This is a genomic window from Mycobacterium sp. 29Ha (genome assembly GCF_032883055.1).
Lineage (GTDB): Bacteria > Actinomycetota > Actinomycetes > Mycobacteriales > Mycobacteriaceae > Mycobacterium > Mycobacterium gallinarum.
Genome location: NZ_JAMQTI010000004.1, coordinates 166145 through 180674, shown reverse-complemented (window position 1 = coordinate 180674; position 14530 = coordinate 166145). Strand labels below are relative to the sequence as shown.

At 65.5% G+C, this 14530-nt stretch carries 15 protein-coding genes and 1 tRNA gene; 10 read left to right on the top strand and 6 right to left on the bottom strand.

Going from position 1 to position 14530, the window contains the following annotated elements; translation table 11 throughout:
• Positions 1 to 8: 8 nt before the first annotated feature.
• On the bottom strand, positions 9 to 689 hold the full coding sequence (gene nth, locus M1248_RS07135) for an endonuclease III (RefSeq protein ID WP_163737840.1): 681 nt from the start codon (positions 687 to 689) through the stop codon (positions 9 to 11).
• A 216-nt stretch (positions 690 to 905) separates the two neighbouring features.
• On the opposite strand from nth, the gene M1248_RS07130 reads away from it, so the two are divergent.
• On the top strand, positions 906 to 1199 hold the full coding sequence (locus M1248_RS07130; RefSeq protein ID WP_232076639.1) for a hypothetical protein: 294 nt from the start codon (positions 906 to 908) through the stop codon (positions 1197 to 1199).
• A 102-nt stretch (positions 1200 to 1301) separates the two neighbouring features.
• Positions 1302 to 1976 carry a cAMP-activated global transcriptional regulator CRP gene (crp, locus tag M1248_RS07125; protein ID WP_014210546.1) on the top strand — a complete coding sequence of 225 codons (675 nt, stop codon included), beginning with the start codon at positions 1302 to 1304 and terminating at the stop codon, positions 1974 to 1976.
• 3 nt (positions 1977 to 1979) lie between these two features.
• On the opposite strand, the gene M1248_RS07120 is transcribed toward crp, so the two are convergent.
• The 3 genes from M1248_RS07120 to M1248_RS07110 are packed head-to-tail and all read right to left on the bottom strand — an operon-like array spanning position 1980 to position 3374.
• Positions 1980 to 2756, bottom strand: a complete 777-nt coding sequence (locus M1248_RS07120; protein WP_163731777.1) for an MBL fold metallo-hydrolase — start codon at positions 2754 to 2756, stop codon at positions 1980 to 1982.
• 4 nt (positions 2757 to 2760) lie between these two features.
• A complete protein-coding gene (locus tag M1248_RS07115) occupies positions 2761 to 3216 on the bottom strand; it encodes a RidA family protein (RefSeq protein ID WP_163731780.1) in 456 nt (151 codons plus the stop codon).
• Positions 3213 to 3374, bottom strand: coding sequence for a DUF4177 domain-containing protein (locus M1248_RS07110; RefSeq protein ID WP_163731782.1), 162 nt, complete (start codon positions 3372 to 3374; stop codon positions 3213 to 3215). Before M1248_RS07110 ends, M1248_RS07115 begins: the two co-directional genes overlap by 4 nt.
• Positions 3375 to 3448: 74 nt before the next feature.
• Here M1248_RS07110 and M1248_RS07105 point away from each other — a divergent pair, with 74 nt between their 5' ends.
• Complete coding sequence (locus tag M1248_RS07105) at positions 3449 to 4468, top strand: ArsA family ATPase (protein WP_163731786.1); 1020 nt, start codon at positions 3449 to 3451, stop codon at positions 4466 to 4468.
• Positions 4465 to 5595, top strand: a complete 1131-nt coding sequence (locus tag M1248_RS07100; RefSeq protein WP_163731789.1) for an ArsA family ATPase — start codon at positions 4465 to 4467, stop codon at positions 5593 to 5595. The genes M1248_RS07105 and M1248_RS07100 overlap by 4 nt, the downstream gene beginning before the upstream one ends.
• 22 nt (positions 5596 to 5617) lie before the next feature.
• Here the strand turns inward: M1248_RS07100 and M1248_RS07095 are convergent, their stop codons facing one another.
• Complete coding sequence (locus M1248_RS07095; protein ID WP_163731792.1) at positions 5618 to 5974, bottom strand: WhiB family transcriptional regulator; 357 nt, start codon at positions 5972 to 5974, stop codon at positions 5618 to 5620.
• A 298-nt stretch (positions 5975 to 6272) separates the two neighbouring features.
• On the opposite strand from M1248_RS07095, the gene ponA2 reads away from it, so the two are divergent.
• The 4 genes from ponA2 to M1248_RS07075 all read left to right on the top strand — a co-directional run bounded on the left by ponA2 (position 6273) and on the right by M1248_RS07075 (position 11213).
• The gene (ponA2, locus tag M1248_RS07090; RefSeq protein ID WP_163731795.1) at positions 6273 to 8744 is read left to right on the top strand and encodes a transglycosylase/D,D-transpeptidase PonA2; all 2472 of its coding nucleotides are present in this window, start codon (positions 6273 to 6275) and stop codon (positions 8742 to 8744) included.
• A gap of 74 nt (positions 8745 to 8818) precedes the next feature.
• Positions 8819 to 9775 (top strand): metallophosphoesterase, encoded by a 957-nt coding sequence (locus M1248_RS07085; RefSeq protein ID WP_083126271.1) that lies wholly within the window; start codon positions 8819 to 8821, stop codon positions 9773 to 9775.
• Between the two features lie 5 nt (positions 9776 to 9780).
• Positions 9781 to 10884: a PLP-dependent cysteine synthase family protein gene (locus tag M1248_RS07080; RefSeq protein WP_317147920.1), complete on the top strand. Its 1104-nt coding sequence runs from the start codon at positions 9781 to 9783 to the stop codon at positions 10882 to 10884.
• Between the two features lie 255 nt (positions 10885 to 11139).
• Positions 11140 to 11213: transfer RNA gene (locus tag M1248_RS07075), tRNA-Pro, on the top strand.
• Between the two features lie 52 nt (positions 11214 to 11265).
• On the opposite strand, the gene M1248_RS07070 is transcribed toward M1248_RS07075, so the two are convergent.
• Positions 11266 to 12435 (bottom strand): tyrosine-type recombinase/integrase, encoded by a 1170-nt coding sequence (locus tag M1248_RS07070; protein WP_067992226.1) that lies wholly within the window; start codon positions 12433 to 12435, stop codon positions 11266 to 11268.
• Positions 12436 to 12603: 168 nt separating this feature from the next.
• On the opposite strand from M1248_RS07070, the gene M1248_RS07065 reads away from it, so the two are divergent.
• Both M1248_RS07065 and M1248_RS07060 read left to right on the top strand, forming a co-directional pair.
• Positions 12604 to 12801 (top strand): helix-turn-helix transcriptional regulator, encoded by a 198-nt coding sequence (locus M1248_RS07065; protein ID WP_062657835.1) that lies wholly within the window; start codon positions 12604 to 12606, stop codon positions 12799 to 12801.
• A gap of 133 nt (positions 12802 to 12934) precedes the next feature.
• Positions 12935 to 14518 (top strand): ATP-binding protein, encoded by a 1584-nt coding sequence (locus tag M1248_RS07060; RefSeq protein ID WP_067992223.1) that lies wholly within the window; start codon positions 12935 to 12937, stop codon positions 14516 to 14518.
• Positions 14519 to 14530: the final 12 nt, after the last annotated feature.

The following is a 14530-nucleotide window of genomic DNA, read 5'->3' as shown; positions in this document are numbered from 1 at the left end:
GACGGCGGCTAGAGACCGGCCAGTGCCAGCAGGTGCTCGGTTTCGGGGCCTTTGACCAGAGGCGCGGCGATCAGCGGGTCGGTGGGACCGGCGCCGAAGGACGGGCAGTCCTTGGCGAGGACACATACGCCGCAGGCGGGCTTGCGGGCGTGGCAGACGCGGCGGCCGTGGAAGATCACGCGGTGGCTCAGGTCGGTCCATTCGCTGCGCTCGATGAGCTCGCCGACCGCATGCTCGACCTTCACCGGATCCTCTTCCGTAGTCCATCCCCAGCGCCTGACGAGCCTGCCGAAATGGGTGTCGACGGTGATGCCGGGAATGCCGAAGGCGTTTCCGAGGATGACGTTGGCGGTCTTGCGACCGATGCCGGGCAGCGTGACGAGCTCTTCGAGCGTCGCGGGCACCTGTCCGTCGAACCGCTCGACGAGTTCTTGGCCCAACCGCATCAAGGAGTTGGCTTTGTTCCGGTAAAACCCGGTGCGCCGGATCAATTCCTCGAGTTCGGTGCGGTCGGCCTGCGCATAATCGAGCGCCGTCCGGTACTTCTTGAACAGTGCGGGGGTCGCAAGGTTGACGCCCTTGTCGGTGCTTTGTGCCGACAGAATCGTGGCGACGGCCAACTCGAGCGGATTGGTGAAGTCCAATTCGCAGTAGACATGTGGAAATGCCTGTGCCAGCACACGATTCATTCGCCGCGCCCGACGGACGAGACCGAGGCGGGTCTCACCGTCTCTTTTGCGGGCGCGCTTGGGCACAGTCACGAAAACAGCCTACTGATCGGCTCTGACAGGCCGTCACGGAACACTGCGCGGACCGGTGACAATTCGTAATCCCGCTGAGACCTTGGGCGTGTTTACTTCTGCCTTGTGTCTTGGTTGCTCGTGGCCCTAATTCCTGGGCTGCTGATGCTGGCAACTTTCGCGCTGGAACGGCTCGAGACGAGCCTGTCCCGCGACACCGTGTCGTCCAGCGACGTGGCGGCGTTTCTCGAACAAGCCGAGGCCGACGACGTCAACACACTTGCGCGAGACGGTATGAGCCGCGCCATCGACCGCCAGCATCGGCGATTGCACGGGCAAGCATCCAAACAGAACGACCGAATACCGGGCGGGGATACTCCGGGTTTGCCGACGCGAGTCCTTGTCCACAGCGCGATCAATCCTGAATTTCAGCGGACTCGGCAACCCAATCGTGTGTAGCGTGGGCTGGTCACTTAGGCGCATACCTCTAGACTGATCGCGCTAACCATTTAGAGGTGGGCCTTCGCATGTCATATCAGCCAACAGCTTAAGAGGGGCAACGTGGACGAGATCCTGGCGAGGGCCGGAATCTTCCAGGGGGTCGAACCCAGCGCCGTTTCAGCGCTGACCAAACAACTGCAGCCCGTCGACTTCCCCCGTGGGCACACCGTGTTCGCCGAGGGGGAACCCGGCGACCGGCTGTACATCATTGTTTCCGGCAAGGTGAAGATCGGCCGCCGCTCTCCCGATGGCCGCGAGAATCTGCTCACGATCATGGGCCCGTCGGACATGTTCGGCGAGCTGTCGATCTTCGACCCCGGCCCCCGGACGTCCAGCGCCACGACGATCACCGACGTGCGCGCCGTCTCGATGGACCGCGACGCCCTGCGTGCGTGGATCGCCGACCGCCCGGAGATCGCCGAGCAGCTGTTGCGCGTGCTGGCCCGCCGGCTGCGCCGCACCAACAACAACCTCGCGGACCTGATCTTCACCGACGTGCCCGGCCGCGTGGCCAAGCAGCTTCTGCAGCTGGCCCAGCGCTTCGGCACCCAGGAGGGCGGCGCGCTGCGCGTCACCCACGACCTGACGCAGGAAGAGATCGCTCAGCTCGTCGGCGCATCGCGCGAGACCGTCAACAAGGCGCTTGCCGACTTCGCCCACCGCGGCTGGATTCGGCTGGAGGGCAAGAGCGTTCTGATCTCTGACAGCGAGCGCCTGGCCCGTCGCGCCCGCTGACTGTCAGCTGCGCAGGTAGTCGACCTGGGCTTGGACGCTCCATTCCGCTGCATCCCACAGTTTTTCGTCGACGTCGGTGTAAACATGCTCGACGATCTGCCGCGCGGTGGCCTCGTCGCCGAGCTCGCGTAGCGCTGCCCGCACCTGCTCGAGTCGCTCTTCGCGATGCGCCAGGTACATATCGCTGACCACTTCCAGGTCGGTGAGCTCAGGGCCGTGGCCCGGCAGGACCGTCCGGTGGCCGATGCCACGCAGCCGCCGAAGCGATTCAAGGTAGTCCCGCAGGCTGCCGTCTTCCTTGTCGATGACGGTCGTGCCGCGGCCCAGGACGGTATCGGCGGTCAGCACCGCGTCGTCGAGCAGGAATGACACTGAATCCGCGGTGTGCCCCGGCGTGGCCACCACTGTGATGCGCAAGCCGGCCGCGTCGATGACCTCACCGTCGGTCAGCGGTCCACCGAGGCCCCGCAGGAAGCCGCTGCCGACGGAGCGCACCACCGCGCCGGTACGGTCGACGATCTTGTCGATCGCACCCGTGTGGTCCTCGTGCTTGTGGCTGATGAGTACCAGTGGGATCTTGCCCAGGCCGACGATCAGCTCGATGTGCTCGTCGTCCTCGGGTCCGGGGTCGACGATGACCATCTCGTCGCTGCCCGGTCCCTGCAGCACCCACGTGTTGGTGCCCTCGAGGGTCAGCAGGCCGGGGTTGTCGCACAACAGCACCGACGCGGTTTCCGTCACCGGACGGAGTTTCTTGTACGCGGGGTGCTCGAGGGTCACGCGCTCACGCGACCTCGAAGATCACTTCGACCTCGACCGGGGCGTCCAGCGGCAGCTCCGAGACGCCGACGGCCGAGCGGGCGTGTGCCCCGGCGTCGCCGAAGACCTCACCGAACAGCTGCGACGCCCCGTTGATGACTCCGGGCTGGCCGTTGAAGCCGGGCGCGGAGGCGACGAAGCCCACGACCTTGACCACGCGGGTGACCGAATCGATGCCGACCAGCGAATGCACCGCGGCCATCGCGTTGAGTGCGCACACCCGCGCCAGCGCCTTGCCGTCCTCCGGTGTGACCTGGGCCCCCACCTTGCCTGCCTGAAGCAGACTTCCCGCCTCCATGGGCAGCTGACCGGCGGTGTAGACCAGATTCCCCGTACGCGCCGCGGGCACATAGGCGGCCAACGGCGGCACCACGTCGGGCAGCGTTATGCCCAGCTCGGCGAGTCTGGCCGACGGGCTCATTTTGGTCGCTTGAGATAGGCGACGTGCTGCTCACCGGTCGGTCCTTGGAGTACCGACACCAGCTCCCAGCCGTCTTCTCCCCACTGATCGAGGATCTGTTTGGTCGCGTGCGTCAGCAGCGGAACGGTGGCGTATTCCCATTTGATCGCTTCGCTCACGTCGCCCACCTGGTTTCTTCGCTCATGTTGCTGAGCTTATCGGGCAGCCAAGTGCACTTGGTTAGCATGCACGGGTGGGCACCACCTCTGAGGATCGCGGCGCGGTCGGCTGGCCGTCGCGCCTGACCAAGGCACGACTGCATTTCGTCACCGGCAAGGGCGGAACCGGCAAGTCGACCATCGCCGCCTCGCTTGCGCTGGCGCTCGCCGCCGGCGGCCGCAAGGTGTTGTTGGTGGAAGTCGAAGGGCGACAAGGCATCGCGCAGCTATTCGACGTGCCACCGCTGCCCTACGAGGAGGTCAAGATCGCCACGGCGGACGGTGGCGGCACGGTCAACGCGCTGGCGATCGACACCGAGGCGGCGTTCCTCGAGTACCTCGACATGTTCTACAACCTGGGCATCGCCGGCCGGGCGATGCGACGAATCGGGGCGGTCGAGTTCGCCACGACCATCGCACCGGGCCTGCGTGACGTGCTGCTCACCGGCAAGATCCGCGAGATCGTCACCCGTGCCGAGAAGGGAAAGCAGCCGGTTTACGACGCCGTCGTCGTCGACTCGCCGCCGACCGGCCGTATCTCCCGCTTCCTCGACGTGACCAAGGCCGTTTCGCAACTGGCCAAGGGTGGCCCCGTGCACTCGCAGGCAGAGAGCGTCGTGAAGGTATTGCACTCCGACCTCACCGCGATCCATCTGGTGACGCTGCTGGAAGCGTTACCCATCCAGGAGACGCTGGAGGCCATCGACGAGCTCAAGGAGTTGGGCCTGCCGATCGGCAGTGTCATCGTCAATCGCAACATCCCCTCCTACCTGTCGCCGGATGACCTGGCCAAGGCCGCCGAGGGGGTGATCGACGCCGACGCCGTGCGGGCAGGACTCACCGATGCGGGAATTACGTTGTCCGACACAGACTTCGCGGGGCTGTTGACCGAGACCATCCAGCACGCCACCCGAATTCAGGCGCGTGCCGAAAGCGCCGAGCAACTCGACGAGCTCGACGTGGCCCGTCTCGAGTTGCCGCAGATTTCCGATGGCGTAGATCTCGGTAGCCTCTACGAACTCGCCGAAGCGCTCGCCCACCAGGGGGTCAGATGAGTACCACACCGCCCGCACTCGACATGGCCTCGATCCTGGCCGACACGTCCAATCGCGTCGTAGTGTGTTGCGGCGCAGGCGGTGTCGGCAAGACCACCACCGCAGCGGCGATGGCGTTGCGCGCCGCCGAGTACGGTCGCACCGTCGTGGTGCTGACCATTGATCCGGCCAAGCGGCTGGCGCAGGCGCTGGGCATCAAGGATCTGGGCAATACGCCGCAGCGGGTGCCATTGGCCCCCGAGGTGTCGGGCGAGCTGTACGCGATGATGCTCGACATGCGTCGCACATTCGACGAAATGGTGATCCAGTACTCCGGAAAAGAACGCGCACAAGAGATTCTGGACAACCAGTTTTATCAAACCGTCGCGACGTCGCTGGCGGGCACGCAGGAATACATGGCGATGGAGAAGCTGGGCCAGCTGCTCTCCGAGGACCGCTGGGACCTCGTCGTCGTCGACACTCCCCCGTCGCGCAACGCGCTCGATTTCCTCGATGCGCCAAAACGGTTGGGCGGCTTCATGGACAGTCGGCTGTGGAAGCTGCTGCTGGGACCGGGCCGCGGTATCGGCAAGTTGGTGACGGGCGCGATGGGGTTGGCAATGCGAGCACTCTCGACGGTGCTCGGCTCTCAGATGCTCGGCGATGCAGCGGCTTTCGTGCAGTCGCTGGACGCCACGTTTGGCGGGTTCCGGGAGAAGGCCGACCGCACCTACGAATTGTTGAAGCGCCGGGGCACCCAGTTCGTCGTGGTCTCCGCCGCCGAACCCGACGCGCTGCGTGAGGCGTCGTTCTTCATCGACCGGCTCTCACAGGAACACATGCCGCTGTCTGGGCTCATCCTCAACCGCACCCACCCGATGTTGTCGTCGTTACACGCCGACAAGGCCGACGAGGCCGCGGATGCCATCGAAGCCGCCGATCCCGACTCAGTGACCGCGGCGGCGCTGCGGATCCACTCCGACCGTGCGGGACGGTCCAAGCGGGAGATCAGGCTGCTGTCGCGGTTCACGGGCGCCAATCCACATGTGGCGATCGTGGGTGTGCCGTCGTTGCCGTTCGACGTCTCCGACCTGGACGCGTTACGGGCGATCGCCGATCAGATCACCGGCGAGACGCCTGCGGCGTGAGCCGCAATCCAGCCGGAGCGGCTTAGACAGCGCTGCGGTGCTTGCGCTGGGCGGCGAAGAACTCGGCCCAGGAAACCACCTCGGGGTGCTGCTTGAGCAGGGCACGGCGCTGGCGTTCGGTCATGCCTCCCCACACACCGAACTCCACCCGGTTGTCGAGCGCATCGGCGCCGCATTCCAGGATCACCGGGCAATGCCGGCAGATCACGGCTGCTTTACGCTGCGCGGCTCCGCGGACGAAAAGCTCATCGGGGTCGGCCTGACGGCAGCGTGCCTGGGAAACCCAGGCGATGCGTGCCTCAGCCTCGGCGCCTTGGACGACACTGGGGGCAGAAATTGTCATGCTTGTCCTCCGCACTGCGGGCCTCGTACCGGACACCAGCGTTCCCCTTCGTTCCGGCCGCCCCCCGACGACGGCTTACTCTCCTGGTGCAGAGCGCGTTAGTGCGTTCTACGTCACGTTGCGACGGTCTAGTGTGACCTGCATCGCACTGTCAGCACAACTTAAGTGGTCAGAACGCTTCTGCGCAATACGTAGAAGGCCACTTTTTTGGGACAACCGTGCCGTCCTTGACGGAAATTGACGCGCGCGCAGGTCGGCGAGCTAACAATGTGAGGCGATAACCGGGGGAAATCTGCGAATTTTGCTGGCGGAATCCGCTAGCTACTCTGTACGCATGCCCGAGACCCCGCCGCCCCCACCGCCGACCGCGGTCGCGGTGATCAAGCTCGCGTGGTGCTGTGTGTTGGCCAGCGTCGTCCTCGCGGCCCTGATGTTTCCCGTGGTCGGAGGGTTCGGACTGGTCTCGAACCGTGCCTCGGACGTGGTGGCCAACGGTTCGGCGCAACTGGTGGAGGGTGAGGTGCCGCAGGTGTCGACGATGGTCGACGCCAAGGGCAACGTCATCGCGTGGCTGTACAGCCAGCGTCGGTTCGAGGTGCAAAGCGACCAGATCGCCAACACCATGAAACTGGCGATCGTGTCCATCGAGGACAAGCGGTTCGCCGAACACAACGGCGTGGATGTACAGGGCACTCTCACCGGTCTTTCCGGTTATCTGTCCGGAAACCTCGACACCCGCGGCGGCTCCACGATCGAGCAGCAGTACGTGAAGAACTATCAGTTGTTGGTGATCGCGCAGACCGACGCGGAGAAGCGGGCGGCCATCGAGACCACACCGGCGCGCAAGCTGCGCGAGATCCGGATGGCGCTGACGCTGGACAAGACCTTCACCAAGCCCGAGATTTTGACCCGCTATCTGAACCTCGTCTCATTCGGCAACGGCGCGTTCGGTGTGCAGGACGCCGCGCAGACGTACTTCGGCATCAACGCCTCCGAGCTGAACTGGGAACAGGCCGCACTGCTGGCCGGCATGGTGCAGTCGACCAGCACCCTCAATCCGTACACGAATCCCGAGGGCGCCCTGGCCCGCCGCAACGTCGTGCTGGACACCATGATCGAAAACATCCCCGAGGAGGCCGCGGCGCTGCGGGCGGCGAAGGACAAGCCCCTGGGCGTTCTGCCGGTGCCCAAGGAGTTGCCGCGCGGCTGTATCGCCGCGGGCGATCGCGCGTTCTTCTGCGATTACGTCCTCGAATACCTCGCGCGCGCCGGGATCAGTAAGGACCAGGTCGCCAGGGGCGGATACCTGATCAAGACCACTCTGGACCCCGACGTACAGATTCCGGTGAAAACGGCGGTCAACAACATCGCAAGTCCCGACCTCGACGGCGTCGCGAGCGTGATGAGCGTGATCAGGCCGGGCAAGGAGTCCCATCCGGTCCTGGCGATGGCGAGCAACCGGACCTACGGCCTGAACCTGGAGGCCGGGGAGACCATGCAACCCCAGCCCTTCTCGCTGGTCGGCGACGGCGCAGGGTCGGTGTTCAAGATCTTCACCACAGCCGCCGCGATGGACATGGGCATGGGCATCAACGCTCAGCTCGACGCGCCCGCCCGGTTCCAGGCCAAGGGTCTGGGCAGCGGTGGTGCCAGGGGCTGCCCACCGGCGACGTGGTGTGTGCAGAACGGCGGCAACTACCGCGGCACCATGAGCGTCACCGATGCGCTGGCCACGTCGCCGAACACGGCCTTCGCCAAGCTGATCTCGCAGGTCGGTGTGCAGCGCACCGTCGATATGGCGGTCAAGCTCGGCCTGCGTTCCTACGCGCTGCCTGGCACCGCCCGTGACTACGACCCGGAGAGCAACGAGAGCCTGGCCGACTTCGTCAAGCGACAGAATCTCGGCTCGTTCACGCTGGGCCCCATCGAGGTCAACGCATTGGAGTTGTCGAACGTCGGGGCCACGCTGGCGTCCGGCGGCATGTGGTGCCCGCCCAATCCCATCGCCGAGGTCATCGACCGCGACGGCAAGCAGGTGTCGGTGACCACCGAGACGTGTGAACAGGTCGTACCCGAGGGGCTGGCCAACACTCTCGCCAACGCGATGAGCAAGGACGACACGGGCGCGGGCACCGCCGCCGGTGCCGCTGGCTCGGTCGGCTGGAATCTGCCGATGTCGGGCAAGACCGGTACCACCGAGGCCAGCCGCTCCGCGGGCTTCCTCGGTTTCACCAACCAGTACGCCGCGGCCAATTACATCTACGACGACTCGACCGCGCCGGGCGCACTGTGCTCCTACCCGCTGCGCCAGTGCGGCGGTGACGGCAACCTGTTCGGCGGTAACGAACCCGCCCGGACGTGGTTCAGCGCGATGATGCCGATCGCCAACAACTTCGGGCCCGTCACGCTGCCGCCGACCGACCCCCGTTACGTCGATGGCGCACCGGGCTCGCGGGTGCCCAGTGTCTCCGGGATGAGCGAGAGCACCGCGCGGCAGCGGCTGCGCGACGCGGGTTTCCAGGTCGCCAACGAGTCGACGCCGGTGAACAGCACCGCGTCGTACGGATCAGTGGTGGGCACGTCACCGGCCGGTCAAACGGTGCCCGGGTCGATCATCACGATCCAGATCTCCAACGGCATCCCGCCGGCACCGCCTCCCCCGCCACCGGGTGCGATACCGGGTCTGCCGCCGCCGGTCGGGCAGACGGTGGTTCAGATCCCGGGACTGCCGCCGATCACGGTGCCGGTGCTGGGTCCGCCACCACCGCCGCCACCACCACCGGGGGCCCCGCCACCACCGCCGTGACAGCCCTGTGGTCTGGCCCACGCTGACCGCGGTGAAATCGCAGTGAACGGTGGGCTGGCAGTAAGCTCTGCTTCATGCCCGCGTCTTCGATTTTGAAGAATTCCGCAGTCGCCGCCGCCGGTTCGCTGGCTGCGGGGATCGGCTATGCGTCGCTCATCGAGCGCAATGCATTCGCCGTGCGTGAAGTGACGATGCCCGTGCTCTCTCCCGGATCGTCACCGCTGAAGGTGCTGCACATCAGCGACATCCACATGCGTCCGCAGCAGCGCCGCAAGCAGGACTGGCTGCGGGAACTGGCGCGGCTGGAGCCGGACCTCATCGTCAACACCGGTGACAACCTCGCCCACCCGAAGGCCGTGCCCGCCGTCGTGCAGGCACTCGGCGACCTGCTCGCCGTGCCCGGGGTTTTCGTGTTCGGCAGCAACGACTACTTCGGTCCGAAGCCGAAGAACCCGCTGAACTACCTGACCAATCCGACTCGCCGCCTGCACGGCGAGCCGCTGCCCTGGCAGGACCTTCGCGCGGCGTTCACCGAGCGCGGCTGGCTGGACATGACGCACACCCGGCGCGAGTTCGAGGTGAGCGGCCTGCTGGTCGCGGCCGCGGGCGTCGACGATCCGCACCTCAAGCGTGACCGCTACGAGACGATCGCCGGACCCGCCAACCCGGCGGTGAACCTGCGACTGGGCCTGACCCATTCGCCGGAGCCGCGGGTGCTCGACCGTTTCGCCGCCGACGGCTATCAGCTGATCATGGCCGGGCACACCCACGGCGGCCAGCTGTGCCTGCCGTTCTACGGCGCGGTCGTCACCAACTGCGATCTCGATCGTTCGCGGGCAAAGGGTGCCTCCCAGTGGGGCGCCCACACGCAGCTGCACGTGTCCGCAGGCATCGGCACTTCACCGTATGCACCGGTGCGGTTCTGCTGCCGCCCCGAGGCCACGTTGCTGACTCTGGTCGCCGCACCAATCGGCGGGTCCTTCACCGGCATCCAAGAGGGCCAGTCCCACCCGAGCGTCTCGGTGCGCTGAGCGCCTTGAGCGCGGCAACGAGCGCCAGCCGGGGCCGGCCACGCAAGTGGGTCGACAATGCGGTTCGGTTGATCGAGGCCGACGCGCGCCGTAGCGCCGACACGCACCTGCTGCGCTATCCGCTGCCGACCGCGTGGTGCGACACGGTTGATGTCGCGCTCTACCTCAAGGACGAGACCACCCACATCACCGGCAGCCTCAAGCACCGGTTGGCGCGGTCGTTGTTCCTGTATGCGCTGTGCAACGGCTGGATCGACGAGAACACCACCGTCATCGAGGCGTCATCGGGTTCGACGGCGGTGTCAGAGGCGTATTTCGCGGCGCTGCTGGGTTTGCCGTTCATCGCGGTGATGCCGAGCTCGACGAGCGCCAGCAAGATCGCCCTGATCGAATCACAAGGCGGCCGTTGCTATTTCGTCGCCGAGTCGTCGCAGGTGTATGCCGAGGCCGAGCGGCTGGCCGCGGAGACCGGTGGCCATTATCTCGACCAGTTCACCAACGCCGAACGCGCCACCGACTGGCGCGGCAACAACAACATCGCCGAGTCGATCTTCGATCAGATGCGCGACGAGGCCCACCCCGTGCCCGACTGGATCGTGGTGGGCGCGGGCACCGGTGGCACCAGTGCGACGATCGGCCGGTTCATCCGGTACCGCCGCTACCAGACGCGCTTGTGTGTGGTCGACCCGGAGAACTCGGCGTTCTTCCCTTCCTATGCGCAGGGGCGCGGCGACGTCGTCACGGGGATGTCGTCGCGGATCGAGGGCATCGGCCGTCCACGCGTGGAGCCGTCGTTTCTGCCCGACGTCGTGGATCGGATGGTCGTCGTGCCCGATGCGGCGTCGGTCGCTGCCGCGCGGCATGCGAGTGCGGTGCTGGGGCGACGGGTGGGTCCGTCCACCGGGACGAACCTGTGGGGCTCCTTCGGGCTACTTGCCGAAATGGTCGCCAACGGACGCAGCGGGTCAGTGGTGACCCTGCTCGCCGACAGCGGCGACCGCTACGCGGACACCTACTTCTGCGACGAGTGGCTTACCAGCCACGGGCTGGACCCCTCGCCGTGGGCCGAGGTCCTGGTCGAATTCGAACGCTCCGGCCGCTGGCCCTGATCCTCGGACCGGCCCATGAGGGGACCGTCGGACGTCAGGAACAGCCACAAGGCGGCCAGGACGAAGAATCCCAGATAGATCGAAGCGCCGAGCCCGGTCATTTCTCGCCTCACTTAGTCGTTTTCTACCGTCAGTTTGCATAACGCCACCGACAACCCAAATGCATCCACCGGCGTGTCGTGACGTGCACCTCAGTGCGGCCAGGCGCGTTTGGTGTCACACCGCGGGGGTGCGATACGCTGTCGTGGCTTCACTCGGGGTGTGGCGCAGCTTGGTAGCGTGCTTCGTTCGGGACGAAGAGGTCGTGGGTTCGAATCCCGCCACCCCGACTGGTGTGTTCGCAGGTAGAGGCCCTGACCGGGAATTCTGGTCGGGGCCTTCTTACTTCCCAGTCCGCAGCTGGTCCGCAGTGGATTCCAAAGACCGCATCCGCGCCGCATCTAGTGCAACCGAAACCTGCTCCAGGTCGTCCGGGAACAAGTCTGCATAGGTGTCCAGGGTCAGGACTGCGGACGCGTGCCCGAGCATCGTCTGGACGGCCTTGACGTTGGCCCCCGCGCTGATCGACAGCGACGCCGCCGTGTGGCGAAGGTCGTGCGGTGTCACGGTGGGGTACGCCGGGTCTGCTGCCTGGAGACGTTGGACGGCCACGTTGAAGACCCGCGGCCGCCACGTCGACACTCGCAGCAGTGCTCCTCCTGGCGATGTGAACACCAAGTCCTCACGCCGCTTACCCATCATGAGCACGGCCAGCGGCTCGGCCAGGAACGCCGGGAACGGCACCGAGCGACGTTCGTGGGATTTCGGCGACGACCACACCACACGTCCCTTCACCTCGGCGACCGCCTCACGGATATTCACCCTGCGACGCAGCATGTCGAATGACTCCACCCGCAGCGCTGCCATCTCGCCCCAGCGCAACCCGGTGTAGGCCAGAAATCGAACAACGATGGCGTACTCGCCGACCTCGCGGGCCAGAAGTTCCACCTGCCGGTGCGTCAGGTAGCCCCGTGCTCGGTGCTGTCGTCGCGGCGACTTCACTCCCATACACGGATTGCGGGGGATCCGTCGATCGTCGACGGCCATCTCCAGAATCTGTCTCAGGACGCTAAGCGCATTCTCGATGGTGGCCGGTTTGGCTCCACCCGCCGCCAATTGCTGCACCCACGCCCTGATATCCGACGATTGCACGTCGGCTACTGCGACCGCGGCCCACCGGCCTTCGACGTAGCCCGACCATGCGAACGCGCGTGTCGCAACCGTCGTCTCCTTCAAATGGCCCTGGGTACCAAGCCACTTGGCGTGCAATTCACGGACGGTAATGCGCCCGGCTTTTGGCGCGACATAGGTTCCTATCGTCTGCGCGGCTGTGATCTCGTTGAGAAAGGCCTGAGCGTCCACCTTGCGGTCGAACGAACGGGTGTTCTCACCGCCTTGATCATCGACATACCGGGCCAACCATCGGCGCCCTTTGCCATTGCGCGCGGCAGGGGTCCCGTCCGATCGACGCCACCTGTCCTCGACGCCGGCGCGGCGGTTTCGTCGCTGCATGTGAGCCACCTCCGTTGGGTGCCAGATTCCCACCGACCACCGACAGCCGACGAAATCGTTCGACTGGAGCCAATTTATAGGCGAAGTTGAGGGTACTGGTGGACAAATGCAGGGCGCCACCACCACCGTTGGATTCGTTGACAGAACCCACTATTGAGGAGCAGCTACATGGATCTACTGAGTGCCAAACAGGTTTCAGACATCATCGGCATTCCCGTTGGAACTCTCCGCTACTGGCGCCACTGCGACATCGGACCGGCCAGTTTCACCTTGGGCCGCCGAGTCGTCTACCGGCGCGACGAAGTGCTGCGATGGATCTCGGAGCAAGAAAGCGCAACCCGGCGCGGAGGCGGAGACGCCGCGTGAACCGCACCCACGAAAAAGACCCCGGGGCCTAGCCGAGGTCTTTGTTCGAACCACCTGATCATCCGACACGGAAGTTCCACATGAGAATAGCTCGTCAACGCAGCCTGCATAAGCACCGTATGCAGGAAATCCTATGAGCGACAACACCGAGACGGACAAGAAGTCGGTAGCCGCACGCTTGGTCAGCATGGCACAGGAACGCTACCTGCTCGGGCTCTCAGAAGAGGGCGAGCCGTTCGGCGCTGACCGCGACCGCCCGCACTTGGTGATGCTGCTCCGCGCCGGCAAGGCCGGTCTACGCGCCGACCTCGCCGCACGGTACTTCGCCGAAACCGGCGCGGTCGCCGGCGGCCAGGCGCTGACTGACGCCACCCTGATCCTCGAAGGTTTGGCTGCCACGAAGCCGCCCGAACGCCTCAACCTCCGCGTCGCTGACGATGACGGCACCATTTACATCGACACCGGACGGCCCGATGTCCAGACGATTCGTATCCGACAGGGCCGGTGGACGCTCACCGAACGGGCACCTGTGCGCTTTCTGCGTACCAAGTTGACCGGGGCGATGCCGCTGCCGGCTCAGGGCGGGAATGTCGAGAAGCTCTGGGATTTCGTCAACGTCGACTTTGAAGACCGACCGGTCCTCCTTGCTGCCCTCGTTGCCGCTCTTGTCCAGACGGACGTCCCCCACCCGATCTTGGCGCTGTTCGCCGAGCAGGGCAGCGCCAAGAGCACAACCACGCGCATGCTGGTCGATCTCATCGACCCGTCACCGGTCCCCCTGCGGCAGGCACCGCGTGACGCCGACTCGTGGGTCACTGCAGCCTCCGGTTCGTGGGTCGTTGCCTTGGACAACCTGTCGACTATCTCGCCGTGGTTGTCGGATTCTCTGTGCCGCGCCGCCACCGGCGACGGCAACGTCAAACGGGCGTTGTACACAGACTCCGATCTCGCAGTCATCAAATTTCGGCGGTGCGTCATCATCAACGGCATCGACGTCGGAGCAGTGCGGCCCGACCTCGCGGAGCGACTGGCGACTGTCGACCTGCGACGCATTGATCGCCACATGCGACAACCGGAAGCCACGATGCGACAACAGTGGCGCACGGCTCTACCAGGGATTTTGGGCGGGCTTCTCGATCTGGCCGCCGTCGTCCATCAACGGCTGGAAACCATTTCGGTCGACGTGTCGCCACGGATGGCGGACTTCAGTCGCACGCTGGCGGCCGTTGACGAGATTCTGTCGACCCATGGCTTCCGGCGTTACCTGTCACGCGCCAATCAACTCTCCGAAGACAGCCTGTCCGCCGACCCGTTCATCGAACAGCTACGGCTGCACATCCGGGAACCGCTCGTCGCAAAGTCCGGAGGCGACCTGCTGGCGACAGTCACGCCAACCGGCGACACCTGGCGCAGGCCGAAGGAGTGGCCCCGGAACGGGCGGGATGTCACGGCCGTCCTACGACGGCACGCACCCGCGCTACGGAGTCTGGGTTGGGCGATCGAAGACGATGGCGCTCGAAATCATCGGAATGTCCTGTTGTGGACCGTCTACCCGCCCTACAAAGATGTGTCGGCCAAACAACACTCGCAATCCTCGCGTCCCTCGCGCATTTCGGCTCCGCGGGAGCAGTCGTCCTCTGTTCAAGAGCTGCCCGCGCACCGCCAGACTGTCCCGAAGGGTCATTCAGCCGACGATCTAGACGTCGAGGCGTCGTGACCGCGCTTGTCG

Coding starts and splice junctions, on each gene's coding strand:
- nth (WP_163737840.1), bottom strand. CDS start 689: ATGAATCGTGTGCTGGCACAGGCATTTCCACATGTCTACTGCGAATTG.
- M1248_RS07130 (WP_232076639.1), top strand. CDS start 906: ATGCTGGCAACTTTCGCGCTGGAACGGCTCGAGACGAGCCTGTCCCGC.
- M1248_RS07115 (WP_163731780.1), bottom strand. CDS start 3,216: ATGAGCCCGTCGGCCAGACTCGCCGAGCTGGGCATAACGCTGCCCGAC.
- M1248_RS07100 (WP_163731789.1), top strand. CDS start 4,465: ATGAGTACCACACCGCCCGCACTCGACATGGCCTCGATCCTGGCCGAC.
- ponA2 (WP_163731795.1), top strand. CDS start 6,273: ATGCCCGAGACCCCGCCGCCCCCACCGCCGACCGCGGTCGCGGTGATC.
- M1248_RS07085 (WP_083126271.1), top strand. CDS start 8,819: ATGCCCGCGTCTTCGATTTTGAAGAATTCCGCAGTCGCCGCCGCCGGT.
- M1248_RS07070 (WP_067992226.1), bottom strand. CDS start 12,435: ATGCAGCGACGAAACCGCCGCGCCGGCGTCGAGGACAGGTGGCGTCGA.
- M1248_RS07065 (WP_062657835.1), top strand. CDS start 12,604: ATGGATCTACTGAGTGCCAAACAGGTTTCAGACATCATCGGCATTCCC.
- M1248_RS07060 (WP_067992223.1), top strand. CDS start 12,935: ATGAGCGACAACACCGAGACGGACAAGAAGTCGGTAGCCGCACGCTTG.